The sequence below is a fragment of the Echinicola marina genome (assembly GCF_020463795.1).
Lineage (GTDB): Bacteria > Bacteroidota > Bacteroidia > Cytophagales > Cyclobacteriaceae > Echinicola > Echinicola marina.
In genome coordinates, this window is the sequence record NZ_CP080025.1 from 2,578,916 (window position 1) to 2,601,584 (window position 22,669).

Genomic DNA, 22,669 nt, shown 5'->3' on the forward strand with positions numbered 1-22,669 from the left:
GTAATTGATCGTGTTTTAAAAGAAATATTCTGAAAGTACTAATTTTGTAAAAAGTCAGGATTTGAAACATTGACAACCTAATTTCAATCACTAATTAAAATTTTGAACTTCATGAAGTCCTTAGTTACCACAGCTTTGTGCGTGATGACGCTGGTGCATACTGGATTTGCACAGGAAAAGAAAGCTGACCCTATATTTGAAAACCCCAATGTACAGGAGGAAAATAGGTTGCCGATGAGGTCCTCGTATTTTCCATTTGAAAATGAAGAATTGGCCCAAGAGAATGATAAAACTGCTTCCAAAAGGTTTTTTGACCTAAATGGAACTTGGAAGTTTTTATGGGCCGATCATTATGAAAAGCTTCCGCAAAACTTTGAATCGGTAGATTTTGATGATGCCGGCTGGGATGATTTTAAAGTGCCTGCCAACTGGGAATTCAATGGCTATGGTACACCAATTTATGTGAATCATCCATTTGAATTTGCAGTGAAAAATCCAAATCCACCCTATATCGAGCATGAAACCAATCCAGCGGGTGTTTACCGTAGGACCATTGCCTTACCAGAGGGCTGGGAAGATGAACAGGTTTTTATTCATTTAGGAGCCGTAAAATCAGCTTTTAGACTGTATGTGAACGGTGAATATGTAGGTCTTGGTGAAGACAGTAAGCTAGAATCAGAATTTGAGCTTACTGATTATGTGAAGGCTGGAGAAAACCTAATTGCCATTGAGGTGAGAAGATGGCATGATGGTTCTTATTTGGAAGCACAGGATTTCTGGAGAATTTCAGGAATAGAAAGGGATGTTTATTTGTACAGCAGACCAAAGGTTCATTTTTATGACTTGTTTGTAAAAAGCCCATTGACCAATAATTATAGAGATGGGAAATTGAACGTAACGGTTGATCTTTGGAATAGGACCGATGCTTCTCAAGGAGAGCATACCGTTACTGCTAAGCTTTTTGATCAACATGGTAACTTGATTTATGAAAAGTCCCAAAAAACCACAGGGCTTAAGAGAAAGCTAGGCAAGACCGTTTTGAATTTTGCTACTGAGATTGATAATGTGGATGCTTGGTCTGCAGAGATTCCAACTTTATATGAATTGGAATTGGTATTGGCAGATGAAGAAGGTGAAGCTGTGGAGGTGATCCGCCAAAATGTAGGTTTCAGAACTTATGAGGTGGTAGGAAATCAGTTTTTGGTGAATGGTAAGCCTGTTTTGTTCAAAGGGGTAAACCGTCATGAGTCACATCCTGAGACGCATCATGTGATTACCAGAGAGCAGATGGAAACTGATGTTCGCATCATGAAGGAGCTGAACATGAATGCTGTAAGGCTTTCACATTATCCTAATGATCCATATTGGTATGAGCTATGTGATAAATATGGTTTTTATGTAATCGATGAAGCCAATATTGAATCACACGGTATGTATTATAGCCCAGAGAGATCTTTGGGTAACGCTCCTGAATGGGAACATGCGCACCTTTTGAGAATCAAAAGAATGGTTTTCAGAGATAAAAACCACCCTTCAGTGGTAGCTTGGAGTATGGGAAATGAGGCAGGTAATGGTTATAACTTCTATAAAGCTTATGACTGGATCAAAGCTTATGACCCTTCACGTCCGGTACAGTATGAAAGATCAACTTATGAGTGGAACACTGATATCATCGTACCACAGTATCCGCATCCAAAATCCATGGAGAGATATGCACAAAGTAATCCTCCAAGACCATTTATCATGAGTGAATATGCCCATGCAATGGGGAACAGCTTAGGTAACTTCAAGGAGTACTGGGAAGTGATCAAAAAGTATCCAAGCTTGCAAGGTGGTTATATCTGGGACTGGGTTGACCAAGGTATTTATCTAGAAAAAGATGGTAAGACTGTCTTTGGTTATGGTGGTGATTGGGGACCTGAAGGAACTCCAAGTGATGATAACTTCTTGATCAATGGGGTAATCATGCCGGATAGAAGATGGAATCCACATGCCTATGAAGTTAGAAGAGTACATCAAGAAGTCTCGTTTAAGTTGACCAAAGCTGGTAAGCTGGAGATTTTCAACGAGTATTTCTTTAGAGATATAGCTAACTATGAATTTGAGGCTATTTTATTGAAAAATGGCGAAGAGATTAAGCGTGAAAATGTTGGGGCATTTGCTTTGGCTCCAAGGCAAACCATGACTGTTGATTTGCCATTTGAATTAAATACGGATGAATCCGCAGAGTACAGGCTTCAGATCGAAGGTAAGATCATTGAAGAAGAAGGAAGAATGGCTCCTGGTACTTTATTGGCTGAAGAAGAGTTTGCATTGACTGCTCCAGTTTTGGCGACTTTTGAGCCAGTGGCAGCTGTAGTAGAAGTGAATGAGGAAGGCAATAACCTTACTATCAATAACAAAAACTTCTCTGTTGTATTTGATAAGACTACAGGACAGTTCCATGACTACACTTTCAAAAAGAAAGCACTTATTGTGGATGGTCCAAGTTTGTCACTTTTCCGTCCTTTGGTAGATAATGACTTTGGTGGTGGAAGAAGTAAAAACTATGATTACCTCAATGGTGATATCGCTCAGCTGAAAAGTATAGCGCATAAAGCCGTGGAAGATACTTATCAAGTTACCGTAGTATACGATGTGTTGAAGGGGGATGCTTCTTTCATTCAAATTTACAGTTTTGACAATGATGGAAAAATCAAGGTGGACAATGACTTCAAGGCCATCAAGGGTGAGCATGAGTTATTGTTGAAGTTAGGAACTGACTTGAAGCTTCCAGGTGAATTGGATCATTTTGCTTGGTATGGTAGAGGTCCTTGGGAGAGTTATGAAGATAGGAAATACAGTTCGCAAGTAGGTCTTTATGAGGGAAGTGTACTTGAGCAGTATCATCCTTATGTACGTCCGCAAGAGTCAGGAAACAAAACTGATGTGAGATGGGCAAAAGTGACCAAGTCAGGAAAGCAAGGGGTTAAAATCTCTGCAGTCGGAGACTTGTTGAATGTAAGTGCATTGCCTTATAGCATTGATCAGTTATATCCTGGTAAGGAAAAGAAAAACATTCACTCTGGCGAGTTAGAGCCAAGCGGATTTACCTATCTACATGTAGATCATATCCAAATGGGTGTGGCTGGTATCAACAGTTGGGGCTCTATTGCATTGGAAGAGTACAGGGTGTTATACCAAGATTATGCATATAGCTATATCATCGAACCAATCCAAAAATAAACTGAAGAGCTATGAGATTTAAAAGTTTTTTAACTGTATCATTTATTGCAGGCCTGATGGCCTGCAATAATGTTTCCTTGGAAGAAATTGAGAAGGAATATTTGTCAGAAGTATCTATTCCAGTGGGAGGGAATACTTATGTGACATCAGGCTATGAAGGTGCAAAAATCAGTAGAAGAAGTGGTGCTGTTGAGGACTGGACCAACGAAGAGGCCGTGCTAAGTACTTATTTTAAATTACCCCAAGCTGAAAAGGCTTTATTGCAATTGGTATTGGATAGTAGGGAGTCTTCTAGTGAATTGCAGGTGACTGTAGGGGAAACTGTCCAAACTATTGCTTTGGAGGCAGGAGCTGAAGATACCGTGAGTGTGGGCTTGTTTGAACTTCCTGCAGGTTATGCCCAAGTGGATGTTCAAGGGCTGTCTAAAGCAGGAGCGACTTTCCCTTCACTAAAGTCCCTTATTGTAAGAACAAAAAATGATTTGGAGATTACCTATGTAAAGGATAATGAAAGTAATCGCTTTTACTGGGGTAGAAGAGGTCCTTCTGTTCACTTGTCCTATACATTGCCTAAGGACAAAGATTTCAAATGGTTTTATAATGAGGTGACCGTTCCTGAAGGTGAAGACCCTAATGGATCCTATTATATGGCCAATGGATTTGGGGAAGGTTATTTTGGCATGCAGGCCAATTCCGATGATGAAAGAAGGGTGCTGTTTTCGGTTTGGAGTCCCTTTCATACCAATAATCCAGATGAAATTCCTGAAGACCAACAAATCAAATTGTTGAAAAAGGGAGAGGGGGTTAATACAGGTGAGTTTGGAAATGAAGGGTCCGGTGGACAGAGCTTTTTCAGGTACAAATGGATCACAGGAAATACCTATAAGTTCCTTAACTCTGTTGAGCCAGATGGCAATGGAAATACTATTTATACGGCTTATTTCTTTGCTCCAGAGGTAGGAGAGTGGAAGTTGATCGCCAGTTTCTTGAGGCCTAAAACAGATACATGGTATAAGCGACCACATTCATTTCTGGAAAATTTCAGAGACAGTAATGGCTATATAGGCAGAAAAGGACTTTATGCGAACCAATGGGCAATGGATACCGAAGGGAATTGGATAGAGCTTACAGAAGCTAAATTTACTGGTGATGATATTGCCAGGAGAGGCTACAGGCAGGATTTTGCTGGTGGAGAGGAAAACGGAGTCTTCTTTATGAGAAATGGAGGATTCTTTAATGAAATGGTTGATTTAAATAGTATGCATACAAGAGAAGCTACGGGTAATCAGCCGGAAATTGATTTTTCAAGCTTGGATTAAAAGCCGTTTCGATAGCAAAAACTTGGAGCCCCCTGCCTTTCGGTTGGGGGCTTTTGTTTGCCAAATAATATGCTGAAATAATAAAATGCAAAGTTTTGTCTATTGAATGTAAAGGTTGTGAGTGTTTTTGTGATAAAAGAAATTGATACGAAAATTTATTTTTTTACTTTTACGGCCATTATTGAAAAGTGAAGTAGGCAATTACAAGTTTAATGACGGTATTGAATAGGCTTTATGAGGAGAAGACTTCCGAAATAAAAAAGGAAATTCCGGTGATTCAGGAGTATGCTGAAACTGAATTATGGATAGCTTTTTTAAAAGGGAGCAATGCAGCACTATCAAAAATATATCGTGCCTATTCCAATAAGTTGTTTACCTACGGTAGACAGTTTACATCCAATGAAGTATTGATTAAGGATGCCATACAGGATGTTTTTTTTAAGCTGGTTGATCAGAAAGATCAACTTGGAGTAGCCCAATCCGTTAAGTTTTACCTTTTTTCAAGTTTTAGGAGGGTGCTTCTCAGGTCTCTTAAAAGGGAAAGGAAGTATGTTGATGAGGAAGAAGATGGGGAATCTTTTTATTTTTTAGTAGATGAGGATCATTTTGCCATGGATGCACTTCTGAATGCAAAGCAAAAAGAGATGGTTCAAAATGCCTGTAATGAATTGACTGCCCGTCAAAGGGAGATTTTAAACCTTAGATTTTTCGAAAACCTAAGCTATATAGAAATAGCGGAAATGCTGGATCTTGCAAATGCCAAAACGGTGAGAACGATGCTCTATCGGATTCTTAATAAACTTTCAGATAAACTACGTCCATTCAAGAGAAGTTTATTGTCCCTTATTTTCCTAATATCTTTTCTTTTCTAGTGTGTTAAAAGTTTGTTAACGTAAGTTTTAGTATTATTAATTGAAATAAATTGTAAAAAATAATATTTCAATTAGTGGTCTTTTGATGCAGGTGTGTCTCTTTATTAATACAAACGTAATAAAGAATACATTTTCATATGCAATTTGATCCTCAAACGGAAAAAGACTTTTTACTTAATGAACATTTTGTTCAATGGATAATGGCGCCTGATCATGAGTCGGATCGTTATTGGTCTAATTGGCTCCAGAAAAATCCGGGCAAGGCCAATCTGATGAAACGGGCAAAAGAGAGTGTTCAGGGTTTGACGTTGAGGACTTTTGAAATTGATGAAGATGACAGCGAACTGATTCTTGATAGGATCATCAGGCACCACAATAAGACAAAAGATGGATTGACGGAAAGATCAAGCGCTTATGTTTTATTAGATTTTTTGATGGCCAATAGGGTAGCAGCTGTTTTGGTCTTGGTTACTTTGTTTTTAGGGTTGCTGACATTGGATTTTCAACCAGAAACTCCTTCAGAAATAAAAAATGAAAAAATAGAATGGCTAACCAAAAGCAGTAAGGCAGGCACTAAAATGACTTTCCATCTTCCAGATGGTTCACTGGTGAAACTCAATTCCAACAGTTCAATTTCCTTTCCGGAAAGTTTTTCAGATAGTTTAAGAGAGGTGAAGCTTATCGGTCAGGCTTTTTTTGATGTGGAACATAATGAGGAGCTTCCCTTTGTAGTTGCTGCCGGTGATTTACAAATCAAAGTGATGGGGACTTCCTTTGATGTAAATAATAAACCCGAAAATAAAGCACAGAAAGTTGCTCTTCTAAGTGGGAAGGTAAAAGTGATTACAGCTGATGGTATGATAGAGCAACTTAGTCCTCTAGAAATGGTGAGCTATAGGAAATCAGATAACGAATTGGTTAAGGTGAAATTTGATCCCGAGGAAGTGATGGGCTGGAAAGACGGTATTATAAAATTTGAGAATACAGACCATAAAGAAGTCTTTAAGATTTTAGAAGAATGGTATGATGTCAAAATACAAGTAGAAGATAATGTAAAGTTCAAGGGAGGAATAAACGGGAGGTATGAAAATGAAATCTTGGACAATGTGTTAAAAGGACTCTCCTATTCTGAGAATTTTAAATATAAGATCGAAAATAAAAAAGTGACCATTTTCAAAATATAAACCCTGAGAGATTAAAACCTAAAATGATCCAATGGTCTTTTCTGATGAGAGACCAGGAAGCTTACAGTTAAGCAATTAATAATTTTAAAAACTATGATGCATAATTTATTTAAAAAACTGGGAGTTGCTGCCATTTGGACGATGTCCTTATTGGTAGTGTTATCTCCTTTGCAAGCAGAAGAGTATGCCCATAAAGGTACTTCGCTGAGGCAAAACGATCTGGATAAAATGATCTTGTCTGTGGAATTTGTAGATGAACCATTTAAGAATGTCGTAGAGGAAATCGAAAGAAAAACCGGGTTTCATTTTACATATAATGACCAGATAGAATCCAAAAGAGTTTCAATTGCAGCCAAGAAGGAGAGCCTGGAAAAGGTCCTTCAAAAATTGGGCAGTGATTATGGATTCAGGTTTAAGCAGATCAATAAAACCGTTCATGTTTTGGCTCCACAAGAAGCTGAAGTTGCTCCTGCTGTTTTGAAGGATGTAAAAGGAACTGTATTAGACGCTACTGGGGAACCATTGCTAGGAGTAAGTATTTTGGTTAAAGGAACCACTAAAGGTACTATTACTGATTTTGATGGTACTTTCTCTCTTGTGGGCATACCTGATGATGCCGTGCTTCAAGTGTCTTTTATAGGCTTTAAGTCCAAGGAAGTAGCCGTAGGAAATGCCTCTAATTTAGAAATTATACTGGAAGAAGATACCCAAGGTTTGGATGAGGTAGTCGTAACAGGATATACTACCCAAAAGAGAGAAAACCTTACCGGTTCTATTGCGGTGTTGGATGGTGATCAGCTCAAAGATGTGTCTTCTCCTAATATTGGCAATATGCTACAAGGAAAATTGGCCGGTGTGGATATCGCCACCAATAGTGGTGCTCCGGGTTCTCAGCCAACAATCCGAATTAGAGGGAAAAATTCTATACGATCTTCAGTGGACCCAATTTGGGTGGTAGATGGTGTAATCTGGCATGGAACGCCTAACCTTAACCCTGCAGACGTGGAGAGTATTTCTGTGCTTAAAGATGCCGCTTCTGCTGCATTATACGGCTCTAGAGGTGCTAATGGTGTTGTAGTGGTCACTACCAAAGCTGCCAAAGGTGCAGATGTGAGTTCCATAAACATCAGCGCAAAAACAGGGGTTTCAACCTTCAATTCTGGAGGATTTAAAATTTCTGATTCCCAAGAACTGTATGATCTATGGGGGCAATTCCCTAATCAAAATGCCATTCCTGAATATTATAATGAAGACCTTTTGGGAACTGACACAGATTGGCTGGATATAGGAACCCAGACCGGAATGGTTCAGGATTACAACCTTTCTTATACTGGAACTTCTGAAAGGGCTAGAGTTTATGCCACAGGTAATTATTTCAAAGAAGAAGGCTCGGTCAAAGGTTTTACATACGAGCGACTATCTGGTAGGTTAAATGTAGATTATGACCTTTCTGATAGGTTGACTTTTAAGCCTAAATTAGCTGCTACCTATACTTCTACAGATAATAGACAGCATAGTATCTATGATATGTACAGAAATCTTCCTTGGGACAATCCTTATGATGAAGAAGGAAATCCTGTAAATCCACAGATGGGCGATGTTACTTGGTATGGCAGGGATAACAGCAATTACCTTTATGACTTGCAGTGGAATTATTCGGATAATGCGACCTTTAATATCCTAGCCAATATGGATTTTCAGTATGATATTACGGATGAACTTTCTTTCATTTCAACCAATAATATTACCTATTATAACTCAGAGTCACTGAGCTATGTGGATCCAAGATCCAATGCCGGCTTTGCAGATAATGGAAGAGTAAATAACTCGATGGCGAAGAGGATCACCAGGTTCTCTAACCAGATGCTTTCTTATACCAAGAGTTTTGATGATCATTTCATTAATGCTTTGGCAGCATATGAGTATAGTGACTATGTCTACAATGGATTAGGCGCAATAGGTAAAGGTATAGTGCCTGGTGCTACGATCATTGATAATACTTCAGAGCCAGCCACCATTAGCGGTACCAAAAATGACTATGCATTCCAGTCAATTTTGATGAATGTAAACTACGGTTATAAAAACAAGTACAATGCACAGTTGTCATTTAGAAGGGATGGTGCATCGAGATTTGGCGATAACCACAAGTACGGTAACTTTTTTGCGATCAGTACCTCATGGAATATTCATAAAGAAGCCTTCTTTAAAAGTGATGCTTTTGATTATTTGAGATTAAAAGCTGCTTATGGTGGTGTGGGGAATACTCCTTCATCCTTATATCCACAGTATGAATTATATTCTTTGAAAGCGCAATATGGAGGGGATCCTGCTGCAGTTCCGTCTACATTAGGAAACGATGACCTTACATGGGAAAAGACTTATGATAGCAATATCGGTCTGGAGTTTGGTTTGATAGAGAAGTTTGATGGTGTTTTGGAAGTTTATAACAAAAGCACCAGTGGTTTGCTTCACTTTGTGCCATTGCCTAATATTTCAGGTTATGATGGTTATTATGACAATATCGGTGGCGTGAGGAATAGAGGTATTGAATTTACTTTGGGCGCAGATGTATTGGCTGATCCTACTGGGTTCAATTGGAGGCTGGACTTTAATATAGGAAGGAATGTGAATAAGATTACCGAACTGTATGGAGGAAAGAGCCAGATATCAGGCCAAAAGATCATTCAGGTAGGTGAAGATATTGATACTTGGTACATGAGAGAATGGGCCGGTGTAAACCCTGTAGACGGGACTCCACTTTGGAAACGGTTGATCCTGCTACAGGAGAAATCGGAACTACTGGAAAATATGCTTCTGCTTCACTGCAGAAAGTCGGCACGGCGACCCCTGATTTCTTTGGCGGTTTGAATTCGTCTATGAGCTACAAAGGCGTATACTTGACAGCTGCCTTTGCTTACTCTAAAGGGGCCATGGTGTATCACGTCGCCAGAGAGATGTTTGACAGTGATGGCGCTTATCCTACATATAATTTCATGCAATTACAGGATGGATGGTCCAGATGGTCCCCGGAAAATCCAAATGCCACCCATCCTCAACCAATGTATGGCGGTAATAATAATGCCCATAAAGCTTCATCCAGGTATTTGGAAGATGCAAGTTATTTGAGGTTAAGAAATGTGACTTTGGGATACAATATCCCTACGGCAATTACAGATGCTTGGAAGTTGAGCTCCTTGAGTGCCTACATTGCCGTGGATAACTTATTTACCATTACGGATTATTCAGGACTCGATCCGGAAGCAGCATTGAACGGAAATAATTCATCGCCATATCCATTGCCAAGAAGAATCTCTTTGGGCGTAAACCTTTCTTTCTAACCGAAACGAATTTAGAAGATGAAAAACTTAAAAAATACATATTGGATTGGGATCATGGTCATGGCCCTGTCTGCCTGTAATATTGATAGGAATCCTTATGATTCCATTACTTCAGATGAACTGACCAATTCAGAGACAAGTGCAGAGTCAGTTACTTTAGGAACCTACAGTAGAATGAAGGCTTGGAGTACAGATTGGCACAGGTTGTTCGAATACCCCTCTGACAATGTAGCCCTGAGTGGTATGACAACCAATCCATTTTTCTTTTCCTATAACTACCAGCGCGTGCCTAACGGATCCACTGTAGCGGGTTTCTGGAAAAACTCCTACTATATTATTGTAGGGGCAAATAAGGTGATCGAAGCCTTGTCAGAAGGAGCATCTGACAAGGATGATCAGCTTTTGGTAGAAAATTACTATATCAGGTCATTGATGCATTTTCAGTTGGTTAACCTGTTTGGAAGTCCATATGTTCAAGGTAGGGAGAATGAAGGTGTGCCATTAAAACTGGACGGAGACCATTTGGAGCACCCTGTGCGCTCTACGGTAGGTGAAGTCTATGACCAAATATTGGCTGATTTATTAAAATCCGAAAAGCTGTTTACTGAGGAGAAAACCAATATTTACGCCAGTAAAGAAGCTGTTTGGGCATTGCTTTCAAGAGTTTATCTTTATCAGGAAAATAATGAAAAAGCTGTTGAGTATGCCAATAAGGTGATTGATTCTGGTAAATTCAGCTTGCTCCCTACGGAGAAATTAGTAGATTATCCTAAAATGGCTCCGGAGAATAATTCTGAGACCATCTTCGCTATCAAATTTGTCAAAGATGCAGATTATGCAAACAATGGTTTTTATACCATTGGCTCTCTATACGCCAATATAGATGGTAGTGGTTGGGGGGAAATGTATGCCTCAAGACCATATCTTGAGTTGGTACGTGAATATCCAATGGATCAGCGTTATCAATTTATCCGTCCAGTGGTATTGGATGAAGAGGTTACCTGGGCACTGTATGTAGATAACGCCAATAAATATAACTGGAAAGTTGTCAGTAAAAATGGTGATGATTATACATATGAAGAAGAGGGACAGCAAATCACCTTGGACAAAACAGCAAATGGCAATGGGGGCTTCAATTACTTTATCCAAACAGAGGAAGGAGCTAAAAAAGTACTTATAGACCATAAATTAGATGTACGAAATGGATATCCTAAATATTATGTATTGAAATGCTCGGGACAGGAAGAGCAAACGCATTTGTGGTCACCTGTGATTTCTAGATTGGCAGAGGTTTACTTGAACAGAGCCGAGGCCAATGCAAAGCTGGGCAATACAGGTTTAGCTCTTCAAGATGTGAATTTGATTAGAGCGCGTGCAGGTATTCCTGAGTCGGGATTGTATTCTATGGACAATTTAGGAGACGAGACTGTTTTAGATGTAGTCCTAGAGGAAAGACAGTTGGAATTAGCTTATGAAGGACATAGAAAAATTGATGTGTTCCGAAATAACCGAACTATGGATAGGGCATATCCAGGAACACATTTGGCAGGAAATTCACCAGTTTCTAGTGTTTCACCAAATGATAATGCGATAATTGAATACCTTCCAGAGGCACAATTATTGGTTCATGATGGTTTGACTCAAAACCCTTAAACTATTAAGTATGACCTAAAAGGCCACTTTTGAATCAAAAGTGGCCTTTTTTGTTTTTTTCGGCGCTAGGTCCGAATAGAAGGGATTTCTGGCTAGCTGGTCTTATAGCAAAAGTTTCCTTCTGGTGATGATAATATTGATACTTATTTGATAAGGGGTTCAAGAAATTACTTGTTCCTAATTTTTCAAATATTCAATCTTCATTCGGTGCAGTGATTTTAAAGTGAGTCCTTTGTTTTTGTTGAATCTTTTTGATGTGTGTTATAATTACACAAAAGTGTGCGATAATGACTGAAATATGTTTCTTTGTTGCATATAAATATTTTTAACAATAATTGACTTTTTTGTAGTTAATTTTGATCTATTGAAGTAGGGTTTAGAGTGAAAAACTGAACCCCTATATTGATGGATTGTGTCTTATCTGTGGTTTTGTGAGTGTTAACGGTAGGTTAACCGATATGAAATTGTTTGTGGTTGTTTGCCGGATAAGACTGTTTTTCAAGCTAGTATAATTATAACATAGAAGTTAATAATACAATTTTAAAATATTGACCCTAGTGTATTAAATGGTGCATATAACTTTTCGATGAATGGTTTTATCACTGACACAACTTTAAGGATTTCTATACCAATTATTTAAAGTACTTGATTTATGGAATTAATTTTTACGAAATCAAGGCGGTTTAAACCATTCTGGTTTTTAACTGCCTTACTTCTATTTCAGGCATTAATGAGCTTTGGTCAAGGGACCAGGACGGTGGCTGATGAGTTGACCTATTCTAGCCCTAATGTACCGGCCAGTTTAGTGGAATCCCTTGGGCCATCATCTGGCTATACCAAGGAAACCGTGGAAAATCCAGACAATGCTACGGTGGACGATGATAATTTTGCCCGCTTATTGGCAAGTCCTGGATTACTTTTAGGATTGGGATCATATGGAGGTGAAATAGAATTGAAGTATCCTTCTATGCGATCAGCAAACACCACAAGTTATATAAGACTGGATGCTGATGGAAATTTACTGGATGCATTATTGGGAGGAAATCTTGGAGAACTACTAGGAAGTTTATTAGGTATAGTGGCCCTAGGAGAACAAGAGATCATTGTTACTGCCAAAAATGGTTCCATGGATGTTTACTCCAGGAGCTCACAGGATGGCTTTAATATTGACAGGGCGAGGTTGATTACTGATGCAGCAGGGGATTTTTATCTTGCAATCACTCCTGATGTGGATTACGATAGAATTAATATTTCTAACCAGTCTTTATCGCTGTTAGGATTGGGTGATGAAGTGGGTACCGATGTATACAGTGTATTTGACTTTGATTCAGGCAGTATTTGTGGAAGTCCATTGGGAACTTCCTATGATGTTAGTGGCGTGAATCTGGATTTGCTAAACCTAACAGGTTCAGCAGCGGAAGATTTGAATTTAGCCATTGATGGGGATGAAAGCACTTATACTTCTCTGAGTCCAGGGGTTTTAAGTTTGGCCGGAGTGCTTGAACAACATTTTTATTTTGACGGAGAGGGAGAAGCTAGCGATGAGGTGATGCTTACCTTGAGCAGTGCTCCAGGTATTTTGGATGTAGATCTTTTAGAAAATATTGAAATAGTCGCCTATAATGGCACCACTGAAGTGGCCAGACAGGATTTGGAAACTTTAGGAACTAATTTGTTAGGAATAGCCCAAGTTGATCTCTTGGGCCTTTTGGCTGATGGAAACCCTGTGACATTTGCTTATACTCCAGGGCTGGCTTTTGACAAAGTTGTTATCGAAGTAGGGACACTTTTGAACCTTGGTACTTCAGAAAGTTTGAGAGTACATGAAGTAGTAAGGACCCCAGGAAGACCAGATATCCAAGGGGTTGATGATGAGCAGAATTTATTAGTATGTGCAGGGACAGACGTCACTTTATTGGCGGATGTGACTACAGGTGATCAGGTGAAATGGTATGATGCCCCTACAGCGGGTAATTTGGTGCATACAGGGGCAAGTTACCCTCTTGGAGTGGTAGGATCTAAAGTGACGTATTATGCAGCTGCAGAGAGGCCTGGCTGCCCAATAGCTTCCATTAGGGTTCCTGTAACAGTGGATATCAATCCAGATCCATTAATCTCATTAAACGGTGCCGCAGTTTATAATGTGGCTATAGGGGAATCACTTGTCCTTCCTCCGGCGACAGCGGTGAATGAAGACGATAATCCTGTGACAGTAAGTTGGACAGGTTTGGATGGAGCACCTTTGACCATGCCAAACACTGCCGGTGTATTTAGTGCTGGGGGAAGATATGTATATAGAGCTTCTGCTACGGGCAATACTTGCACCAATTACGTGGATGTAGTGGTGAATGTTTTTGATCCGGACGAATGTCCATTGGTATACAATAGAATGTATGCCACAAGTGCGGATGATTTTACGACCAGTAGTCTATTGGGAATTCAATTAGGATCGGTAACTAATCCTACGCTTGCAGCAGGAAATAATCTTGCTGATTATTCTCTATTGTCAGAAACCGTAGGAACCAGTCTTTTGGGATTGACAGGGGAGACTTCCCAAACCATAAGATGGAACGGGATGGTACCGGCTGGAACACCGGTTACGATTAAGCTTGGCCGTGAATATGGCGCAGCTGGAGTTTCTGGAGGTATATATGTCCAAGCTTTAGACGGAGATCCGGTTAATGGAGATGATTTATTAGGTATTAGACAATTGGCAGATGGAGGATTGGTGTCCGCTGTTAATGGAATAAACGAGTTTGAATATACCTTTATTCCTACCGATGAAAATGGTGTGCCGGTAGCATATAATGGCGTGAAAGTTTCATTGGCTTCTTTACTTAATGCGGTGCAAAATGTCCGCGTTTATGCTGCCTACTATCATGAAACCAGTGCGACACTTGCTACTTGTACTTTTGGAAGCATAGATATAATGACTGGGTTTGAGTCGATTATTGACGGCTTGGATGTGGCGAGTGGTTTGACTTCAGTGCAAGACCCCGGTTTATCCGTAGATGGAGACCTTGATACATATGCTACGATTTTCAATGCTGTGGGAGCCAATATCAGCAGTAAACTGGATGTAAGTTTTGCCGCGCCTGTGATTGCTGGCGACTCTGTAGCGATTAAGGTAGGTTCCAGTACAGGCTTGTTGGATCTGAATTTACTGGAAGGATACGAAATCCAGAGGTATCTAGGTAATCAGACTGTTGGCAATCCAATTGATGCCAGTTCTAATTTGTTGAACTTAACGCTACTGGGGGGGGGATCAACCCAATCCTTGAACTTTATTACTGATGTGCCTTTTGATAGGATAAAAATTCTTTCAGGTGGTGTGGTCAGTGCATTAGAAGAATTAAGGGTTTATGAAATAGAATTGTTCCCAATCAGTGAAATACCTGGGGAAGAATATGATGATATCAATGATCTGTATTTTATAGAAATATGCCCTGGAGATGTAATTGACTTGCCTTCATTAGCTTGTGATGAGATCAAATTGTATGATGCGCTAGTGGGAGGAAATGAAATTACGCCTGCAGATATTGCTACGTGGGCTCCACAAACTACCCAAACAGTTTATGTTCAGATTGTAAGGTTTGGCTGTGAGGATGGCATTGAAAGAAGGGCCTTGGAAATAAGGGTGAAAGGTAGTTCTGATCAATTGCTTGAAGAGGTTTTAATTAATGGGACTACTGATAATGTCTTCTGTCAAGAAATCGACCCCATAACTTTACAAGCAAACCTTATTGCTGGAGCTCCTGCTGGAGTGACCTATCAATGGTTCAGTGATAATAATGGAACGCCTGAGATTATGGCTGCTGAAACAAATGCCAGCCTTAGCTTAACAGGTTTAGCTGCAGGCGATCATATTTATTATGTCCAGCTAACGGCAGATGAATATTGTACAGCAGAACCTACAGCTGTCAACTTTACCATCAATAGAAATGCAACTGATGCAGATATCAATTTGGATGGACCAATAGTTCAATGTGTCGGAGTGCCGGTTGTTTTGATACCGTCTACGAGCATAACCAATCCAGTATTTAATTGGTATTTAGATGAAAACAAAACCACTCTTATCAATGATGGCGATATTGATGGGGCGGTTACATATAATATTTCAGCATCTGGCGAATTGACCATTTCTGGACTTGCAGATGGTGATGATGTAAATTATTATGTGACCGTAAGTGGAGATGAAGTATGTGAGAATGTTTTAGGTAAAGAGATCAATGTCCAAGTTTCAAATAATTTGCCCGCTCCAACATTATTGGAGGCAGACCTAGAACTATGTGGTCCTGGTAATGATGCTGTTTTTGAAATTACCAATTATGCTGGTGGTTTGAGCTATAAAATATTTGATGCGGCAACTGGAGGAACTGAAATAACCACGGATGTAAGTGTTGTGGATAATATGATTACCATTGGTAATGTGAATGCAGATGCCAACTATTTTATAGAAGTAACAGGAGCAGGAGGATGTATAGGTGTTGATAGATCTGAAATTTCCATTACCATTAATGGTTTTGCTACGGATGCAGATATAGATGCAGCTGGAGGCACAATCTGCGAAGGCGATACCTTCAGCTTGACAGCAAGCAGCAGCACGGTTACCAATCCAGTGTTCACCTGGTACACAGATGCAGGCTTAACAAATGAATTTACGGACCTTGAGGTGTCACCAACGACAACAACTACCTATTATGTGACTGTAAGTGGAGATGGTATTTGTGAAAATCAACCTGGCGATGCGAAAGAGGTAACAGTAACGGTAAACAGGAATGCAACAGCGGTGGATATCGATGCTGATGGAGGCACGATCTGCGAAGGCGATACCTTCAGCCTGACAGCGAGCAGCAGTACGGTTACGAATGCGGTATTCACTTGGTACACAGATGCGAGCTTGACCACAGTATTACCAGATACAGATGTAACACCAACTGCGACAACAACTTACTATGTAACAGTGAGCGGTGATGGTGTCTGTGAAAATAAAGCGGGAGATGCGAAAGAGGTAACAGTAACGGTAAACAGGAATGCAACTTCTGTAGATATCGATGCTGATGGAGGTACGATCTGTGAAGGGGGGACTTTCAGCCTGACAGCAAGCAGCAGCACGGTTACGAATGCGGTATTTACGTGGTACACAGATGCGAGCTTGACCACAGTATTACCAGATACAGATGTAACACCAACTGCGACAACAACTTACTATGTAACAGTGAGCGGTGACGGTGTCTGTGCCAATAAAGCCGGAGATGCAAAAGAAGTAACAGTAACGGTAAACAGGAATGCAACCGCGGTAGATATCGATGCAGCAAATAGCACGATCTGTGAAGGTGATACCTTTAGCTTGACAGCAAGCAGCAGCACGGTTACCAATCCAATATTCTCTTGGTACGCAGACCCTGCATTGACAATTTTGATAACCAATACGGAAGTCAATCCTTCAGTTACGACTAGCTACTATGTAACGGTAAGCGGTGATGGAGTCTGTGAAAATAAAGCCGGTGATGCTAAGGAAGTAACGGTAACAGTAAACAGGAATGCAACAGCGGTGGATATCGATGCTGATGGAGGTACGATCTGTGAAGGGGGGACTTTCAGCCTGACAGCAAGCAGCAGCACGGTTACGAATGCGGTATTTACGTGGTACACAGATGCTGCCTTGACCACAGTATTACCAGATACAGATGTAACACCAACCGCGACAACAACTTACTATGTAACAGTGAGCGGTGACGGTGTCTGTGAAAATCAACCTGGCGATGCGAAAGAGGTAACAGTAACGGTAAACAGGAATGCAACCGCGGTAGATATAGATGCAGCAAATAGCACGATCTGTGAAGGTGATACTTACAGCCTGACAGCGAGCAGCAGTACGGTTACGAATGCGGTATTCACCTGGTATACAGATGCGAACTTGACCACAGTATTACCAGATACAGATGTAACACCAACTGCGACAACAACTTACTATGTAACAGTGAGCGGAGACGGTGTCTGTGCCAATAAAGCCGGTGATGCTAAGGAAGTAACGGTAACAGTAAACAGGGATGCAACTTCTGTAGATATCGATGCTGATGGAGGTACGATCTGCGAAGGCGATACCTTCAGCCTGACAGCGAGCAGCAGTACGGTTACGAATGCGGTATTCACTTGGTACACAGACGCAGCCTTGACCACGGTATTACCGGATACAGATGTAACACCAACTGCGACAACAACTTACTATGTAACAGTGAGCGGTGATGGCGTCTGTGAAAATAAAGCCGGTGATGCTAAGGAAGTAACGGTAACGGTAAACAGGAATGCAACCGCGGTAGATATAGATGCAGCAAATAGCACGATCTGTGAAGGGGGGACTTTCAGCCTGACAGCGAGCAGCGGTACGGTTACGAATGCGGTATTCACCTGGTATACAGATGCGAACTTGACCACAGTATTACCAGATACAGATGTAACACCAACTGCGACAACAACTTACTATGTAACAGTGAGCGGTGACGGTGTCTGTGAAAATCAACCTGGCGATGCGAAAGAGGTAACAGTAACGGTAAACAGGAATGCAACAGCGGTGGATATCGATGCTGATGGAGGCACGATCTGCGAAGGCGATACCTTCAGCCTGACAGCGAGCAGCAGTACGGTTACGAATGCGGTATTCACTTGGTACACAGATGCAGCCTTGACCACAGTATTACCAGATACAGATGTAACACCAACGACGACAACAACTTACTATGTAACAGTGAGCGGTGACGGTGTCTGTGAAAATCAACCTGGCGATGCGAAAGAAGTAACAGTAACGGTAAACAGGAATGCAACAGCGGTGGATATCGATGCTGATGGAGGCACGATCTGCGAAGGCGATACCTTCAGCCTGACAGCGAGCAGCAGTACGGTTACGAATGCGGTATTCACTTGGTACACAGATGCGAGCTTGACCACAGTATTACCTGATACAGATGTAACACCAACGACGACAACAACTTACTATGTAGCAGTGAGCGGAGACGGTGTCTGTGCCAATAAAGCCGGTGATGCTAAGGAAGTAACGGTAACAGTAAACAGGAATGCAACTTCTGTAGATATCGATGCTGATGGAGGTACGATCTGCGAAGGCGATACCTTCAGCCTGACAGCGAGCAGCGGTACGGTTACGAATGCGGTATTCACTTGGTACACAGACGCAGCCTTGACCACGGTATTACCTGATACAGATGTAACACCAACGACGACAACAACTTACTATGTAGCAGTGAGCGGAGACGGTGTCTGTGCCAATAAAGCCGGTGATGCTAAGGAAGTAACGGTAACAGTAAACAGGAATGCAACTTCTGTAGATATCGATGCTGATGGAGGTACGATCTGCGAAGGCGATACCTTCAGCCTGACAGCGAGCAGCGGTACGGTTACGAATGCGGTATTCACTTGGTACACAGATGCGAACTTGACCACAGTATTACCAGATACAGATGTAACACCAACTGCGACAACAACTTACTATGTAACAGTGAGCGGTGATGGCGTCTGTGCCAATAAAGCCGGTGATGCTAAGGAAGTAACGGTAACAGTAAACAGGAATGCAACAGCGGTGGATATCGATGCTGATGGAGGCACGATCTGCGAAGGCGATACCTTCAGCCTGACAGCGAGCAGCAGTACGGTTACGAATGCGGTATTCACTTGGTACACAGACGCAGCCTTGACCACGGTATTACCGGATACAGATGTAACACCAACTGCGACAACAACTTACTATGTAACAGTGAGCGGTGATGGCGTCTGTGAAAATAAAGCCGGTGATGCTAAGGAAGTAACGGTAACGGTAAACAGGAATGCAACCGCGGTAGATATAGATGCAGCAAATAGCACGATCTGTGAAGGGGGGACTTTCAGTCTGACAGCAAGCAGCAGCACGGTTACGAATGCGGTATTCACCTGGTATACAGATGCGAACTTGACCACAGTATTACCAGATACAGATGTAACACCAACTGCGACAACAACTTACTATGTAACAGTGAGCGGTGACGGTGTCTGTGAAAATCAACCTGGCGATGCGAAAGAGGTAACAGTAACGGTAAACAGGAATGCAACAGCGGTGGATATCGATGCTGATGGAGGCACGATCTGCGAAGGCGATACCTTCAGCCTGACAGCGAGCAGCAGTACGGTTACGAATGCGGTATTCACTTGGTACACAGATGCAGCCTTGACCACAGTATTACCAGATACAGATGTAACACCAACGACGACAACAACTTACTATGTAGCAGTGAGCGGAGACGGTGTCTGTGCCAATAAAGCCGGTGATGCTAAGGAAGTAACGGTAACAGTAAACAGGAATGCAACTTCTGTAGATATCGATGCTGATGGAGGTACGATCTGCGAAGGCGATACCTTCAGCCTGACAGCGAGCAGCGGTACGGTTACGAATGCGGTATTCACTTGGTACACAGACGCAGCCTTGACCACGGTATTACCGGATACAGATGTAACACCAACTGCGACAACAACTTACTATGTAACAGTGAGCGGTGATGGCGTCTGTGAAAATAAAGCCGGTGATGCTAAGGAAGTAACGGTAACGGTAAACAGGAATGCAACCGCGGTGGATATCGATGCTGATGGAGGTACGATCTGTGAAGGGGGGACTTTCAGCCTGACAGCAAGCAGCAGTACTGTTACGAATGCAGTATTTACGTGGTACACAGATGCGAGCTTGATCACAGTATTACCAGATACAGATGTAACACCAACTATGACAACAACTTACTATGTAACAGTGAGCGGTGACGGTGTCTGTGCCAATAAAGCCGGCGATGCTAAGGAAGTAACGGTAATTGTGAACAGTGTTGCTGCTCCTACTACAGATATGCCAATTCAGTCATTCTGTACTACTCCGAATGCAACGATTTCAGCATTGCAGGTGAATGAAGAGAGAGTTGTTTGGTATGATGCTGTTTCTGGTGGAAATCTTCTAAATCCATCTGACGTGGTGATTCCAGGTATGACCTACTATGCTGCTCAAATTGATTTGAACAATGGATGTGAAAGTATAGAACGCCTTCCTGTAATGGTTTCGGAATGTGCAGCACTTGATGTGGAAAAGGTGGCAGATGTTAGTGCTGTGATTGTAGGAGAAATGTTTGCTTATACTATTACTGTAAGCAATAATGGTGCAGTGACCGCTAATAATGTTGTGGTGACTGACGAAGTACCAGCTTCTCTACAAATTTTGACAGTCGATGGAGGAGGTGAAATTGCTGAAAATGTGGTGACTTGGAATATAGTGGAAATTCTTCCTGGAGAGTCTGTGACCTTAACCATCAGTGTAATGGCTGTGGAAGTCAACGAGGGGGTAGTTAATACTGCTAAGGTAGAAGGAGATAATTCCATGCCAGATGAGGATGATACTGATCCACTACCAATTTTGCCTGATGATGTTGACCTAACGATGGCCAAGACAGTTTCTAATGCTATCATTGAGGTAGATAAGGAGTTTACTTATCAGCTGAAAGTGACTAATAATACAAATGTACCGGCTAGAAATGTTATAGTAACAGATTATATGCCTTCTCAAGTTGATTATTTAGGATCTGACGCACCAAGTGAAATTCAAGAGACCTATGATGCTTCAAGTGGAACTTTGACTTTTGTTATTCCTGAATTGGCGGGTAATGAAGAGATCACCATTCATTTGAGAGTTATAGCTAGAGAAAAAGGATTGGTGACCAATTCAGCGACCGTTGAAACTCCAGATCAATTAGAACTGAATGATTTGGATAATACAGCGACCATTTCACATAATCAATTGGCCATAAATATTCCAAATGTCTTCACACCAAATGGTGACGGAATAAATGATGTTTGGGAAATCGAAGGTCTTTCAGATCTGTATCCTGATAATGAGGTGATTGTTGTGAATAGATGGGGTGGAGAGGTCTTCAAATCCAGTAGCTATAACAATGACTGGGATGGCGGATCTCTTAATGGTGGAACCTACTATTATAAATTAAAAATTAGAGATAGTGAATCTGGAAGTGAGATGCAATTCACAGGATATGTAACTATTATAAGATAAAGAGACGATGAAAAGCTTTAAATACATTTTGATCGGAATGGGGCTGATTTTTGGCTGCTTTGACCTACAGGCGCAGCAAGCTCCAGTTTTTAGCCAGTATATGTTTAACCCGCTGTTTGTAAACCCTGCATATGCAGGGTACAAACAGCAGGTTTATTTGCAGAGTTATTATAGAAAACAATGGACAGATGTTCCTGGAAGTCCTGAAACTTTTGCCATATCAGGTGATGGCTTGATCAGTGACACAAATATGGGGATTGGAGGTCATATTCTTGTGGACAGGTTAGGAGCACAAAAAACCACAGGAGGTTATGCCAATTTTGCTTATCACCTCAGGATGTCTAATGAGGGATACATGAGTTTTGGCATGGGAGCAGGCTTGGTCAATTCGAAATTGGACGGATCTATGCTAAACCCAACAAATCCCAATGATCCAGCTGTATCAGCAGGTGATGAGCAGGTGCTGTATCCTGATTTAAGAGCAGGGGTATTTTATTATAACCCCCACTTTTTTCTAGGAGCATCGGCTGATAACCTGTTTTCATCACAATTTAATTTTGATAATGGAGCAATGATGGTACAGCCCAAGACCAATCTTTATTTGACGGCTGGAACCCTAATAGATATTTCTTATAATGTGGCTTTGAAACCCTCAATCCTTTATGTGGATGATTTTGCTGGTCCATCAAGATTGGACTTTAATACTTTTGTTTTATTAGGTGAGAGGTTATGGTTGGGAGCTTCATATCGAACGTCTGTCAACTTCCAAGGTGATGAATTCAGAGAAATGGACCAAAAAAGACCTGCTTCGGTAGTGGGGTTGGTTGAATTCTACGTTAATGACAGGCTCAGGATTGGTTATGCCTATGATCACAATATTTCCGGATTTAGTGCCAAAACATTTTCAACTCATGACTTTTCTGTAGGATATATGTTCCCTCCTAAAAAGGTAAAGTTAGTTTCTCCTAGATACTTTTAATTGATACAGACG

At 41.1% G+C, this 22,669-nt stretch carries 9 protein-coding genes; all 9 read left to right on the forward strand.

What is annotated here, in order from left to right:
- Positions 1–111 precede the first annotated feature (111 nt).
- The 9 genes from KZP23_RS10785 to KZP23_RS10825 all read left to right on the forward strand — a co-directional run bounded on the left by KZP23_RS10785 (position 112) and on the right by KZP23_RS10825 (position 22,657).
- Complete coding sequence (locus tag KZP23_RS10785; protein ID WP_226336243.1) at positions 112–3,225, forward strand: glycoside hydrolase family 2 TIM barrel-domain containing protein; 3,114 nt, start codon at positions 112–114, stop codon at positions 3,223–3,225.
- An 11-nt stretch (positions 3,226–3,236) separates the two neighbouring features.
- A complete protein-coding gene (locus tag KZP23_RS10790) occupies positions 3,237–4,544 on the forward strand; it encodes a DUF3472 domain-containing protein (RefSeq protein WP_226336244.1) in 1,308 nt (435 codons plus the stop codon).
- Between the two features lie 212 nt (positions 4,545–4,756).
- Positions 4,757–5,416, forward strand: coding sequence for an RNA polymerase sigma factor (locus KZP23_RS10795; RefSeq protein WP_226336245.1), 660 nt, complete (start codon positions 4,757–4,759; stop codon positions 5,414–5,416).
- Positions 5,417–5,553: 137 nt separating this feature from the next.
- Entirely contained in the window at positions 5,554–6,600 is a 1,047-nt protein-coding gene (locus tag KZP23_RS10800) for a FecR family protein (protein WP_226336246.1), read from the forward strand.
- A 93-nt stretch (positions 6,601–6,693) separates the two neighbouring features.
- Positions 6,694–9,468: a SusC/RagA family TonB-linked outer membrane protein gene (locus tag KZP23_RS10805; RefSeq protein WP_226336247.1), complete on the forward strand. Its 2,775-nt coding sequence runs from the start codon at positions 6,694–6,696 to the stop codon at positions 9,466–9,468.
- 8 nt (positions 9,469–9,476) lie between these two features.
- Entirely contained in the window at positions 9,477–9,938 is a 462-nt protein-coding gene (locus tag KZP23_RS10810) for a hypothetical protein (protein WP_226336248.1), read from the forward strand.
- A gap of 18 nt (positions 9,939–9,956) precedes the next feature.
- Positions 9,957–11,591 carry a RagB/SusD family nutrient uptake outer membrane protein gene (locus KZP23_RS10815; RefSeq protein ID WP_226336249.1) on the forward strand — a complete coding sequence of 545 codons (1,635 nt, stop codon included), beginning with the start codon at positions 9,957–9,959 and terminating at the stop codon, positions 11,589–11,591.
- A gap of 652 nt (positions 11,592–12,243) precedes the next feature.
- Complete coding sequence (locus KZP23_RS10820; RefSeq protein WP_226336250.1) at positions 12,244–21,678, forward strand: Ig-like domain-containing protein; 9,435 nt, start codon at positions 12,244–12,246, stop codon at positions 21,676–21,678.
- 7 nt (positions 21,679–21,685) lie between these two features.
- On the forward strand, positions 21,686–22,657 hold the full coding sequence (locus KZP23_RS10825) for a PorP/SprF family type IX secretion system membrane protein (RefSeq protein WP_226336251.1): 972 nt from the start codon (positions 21,686–21,688) through the stop codon (positions 22,655–22,657).
- Positions 22,658–22,669 lie beyond the last annotated feature (12 nt).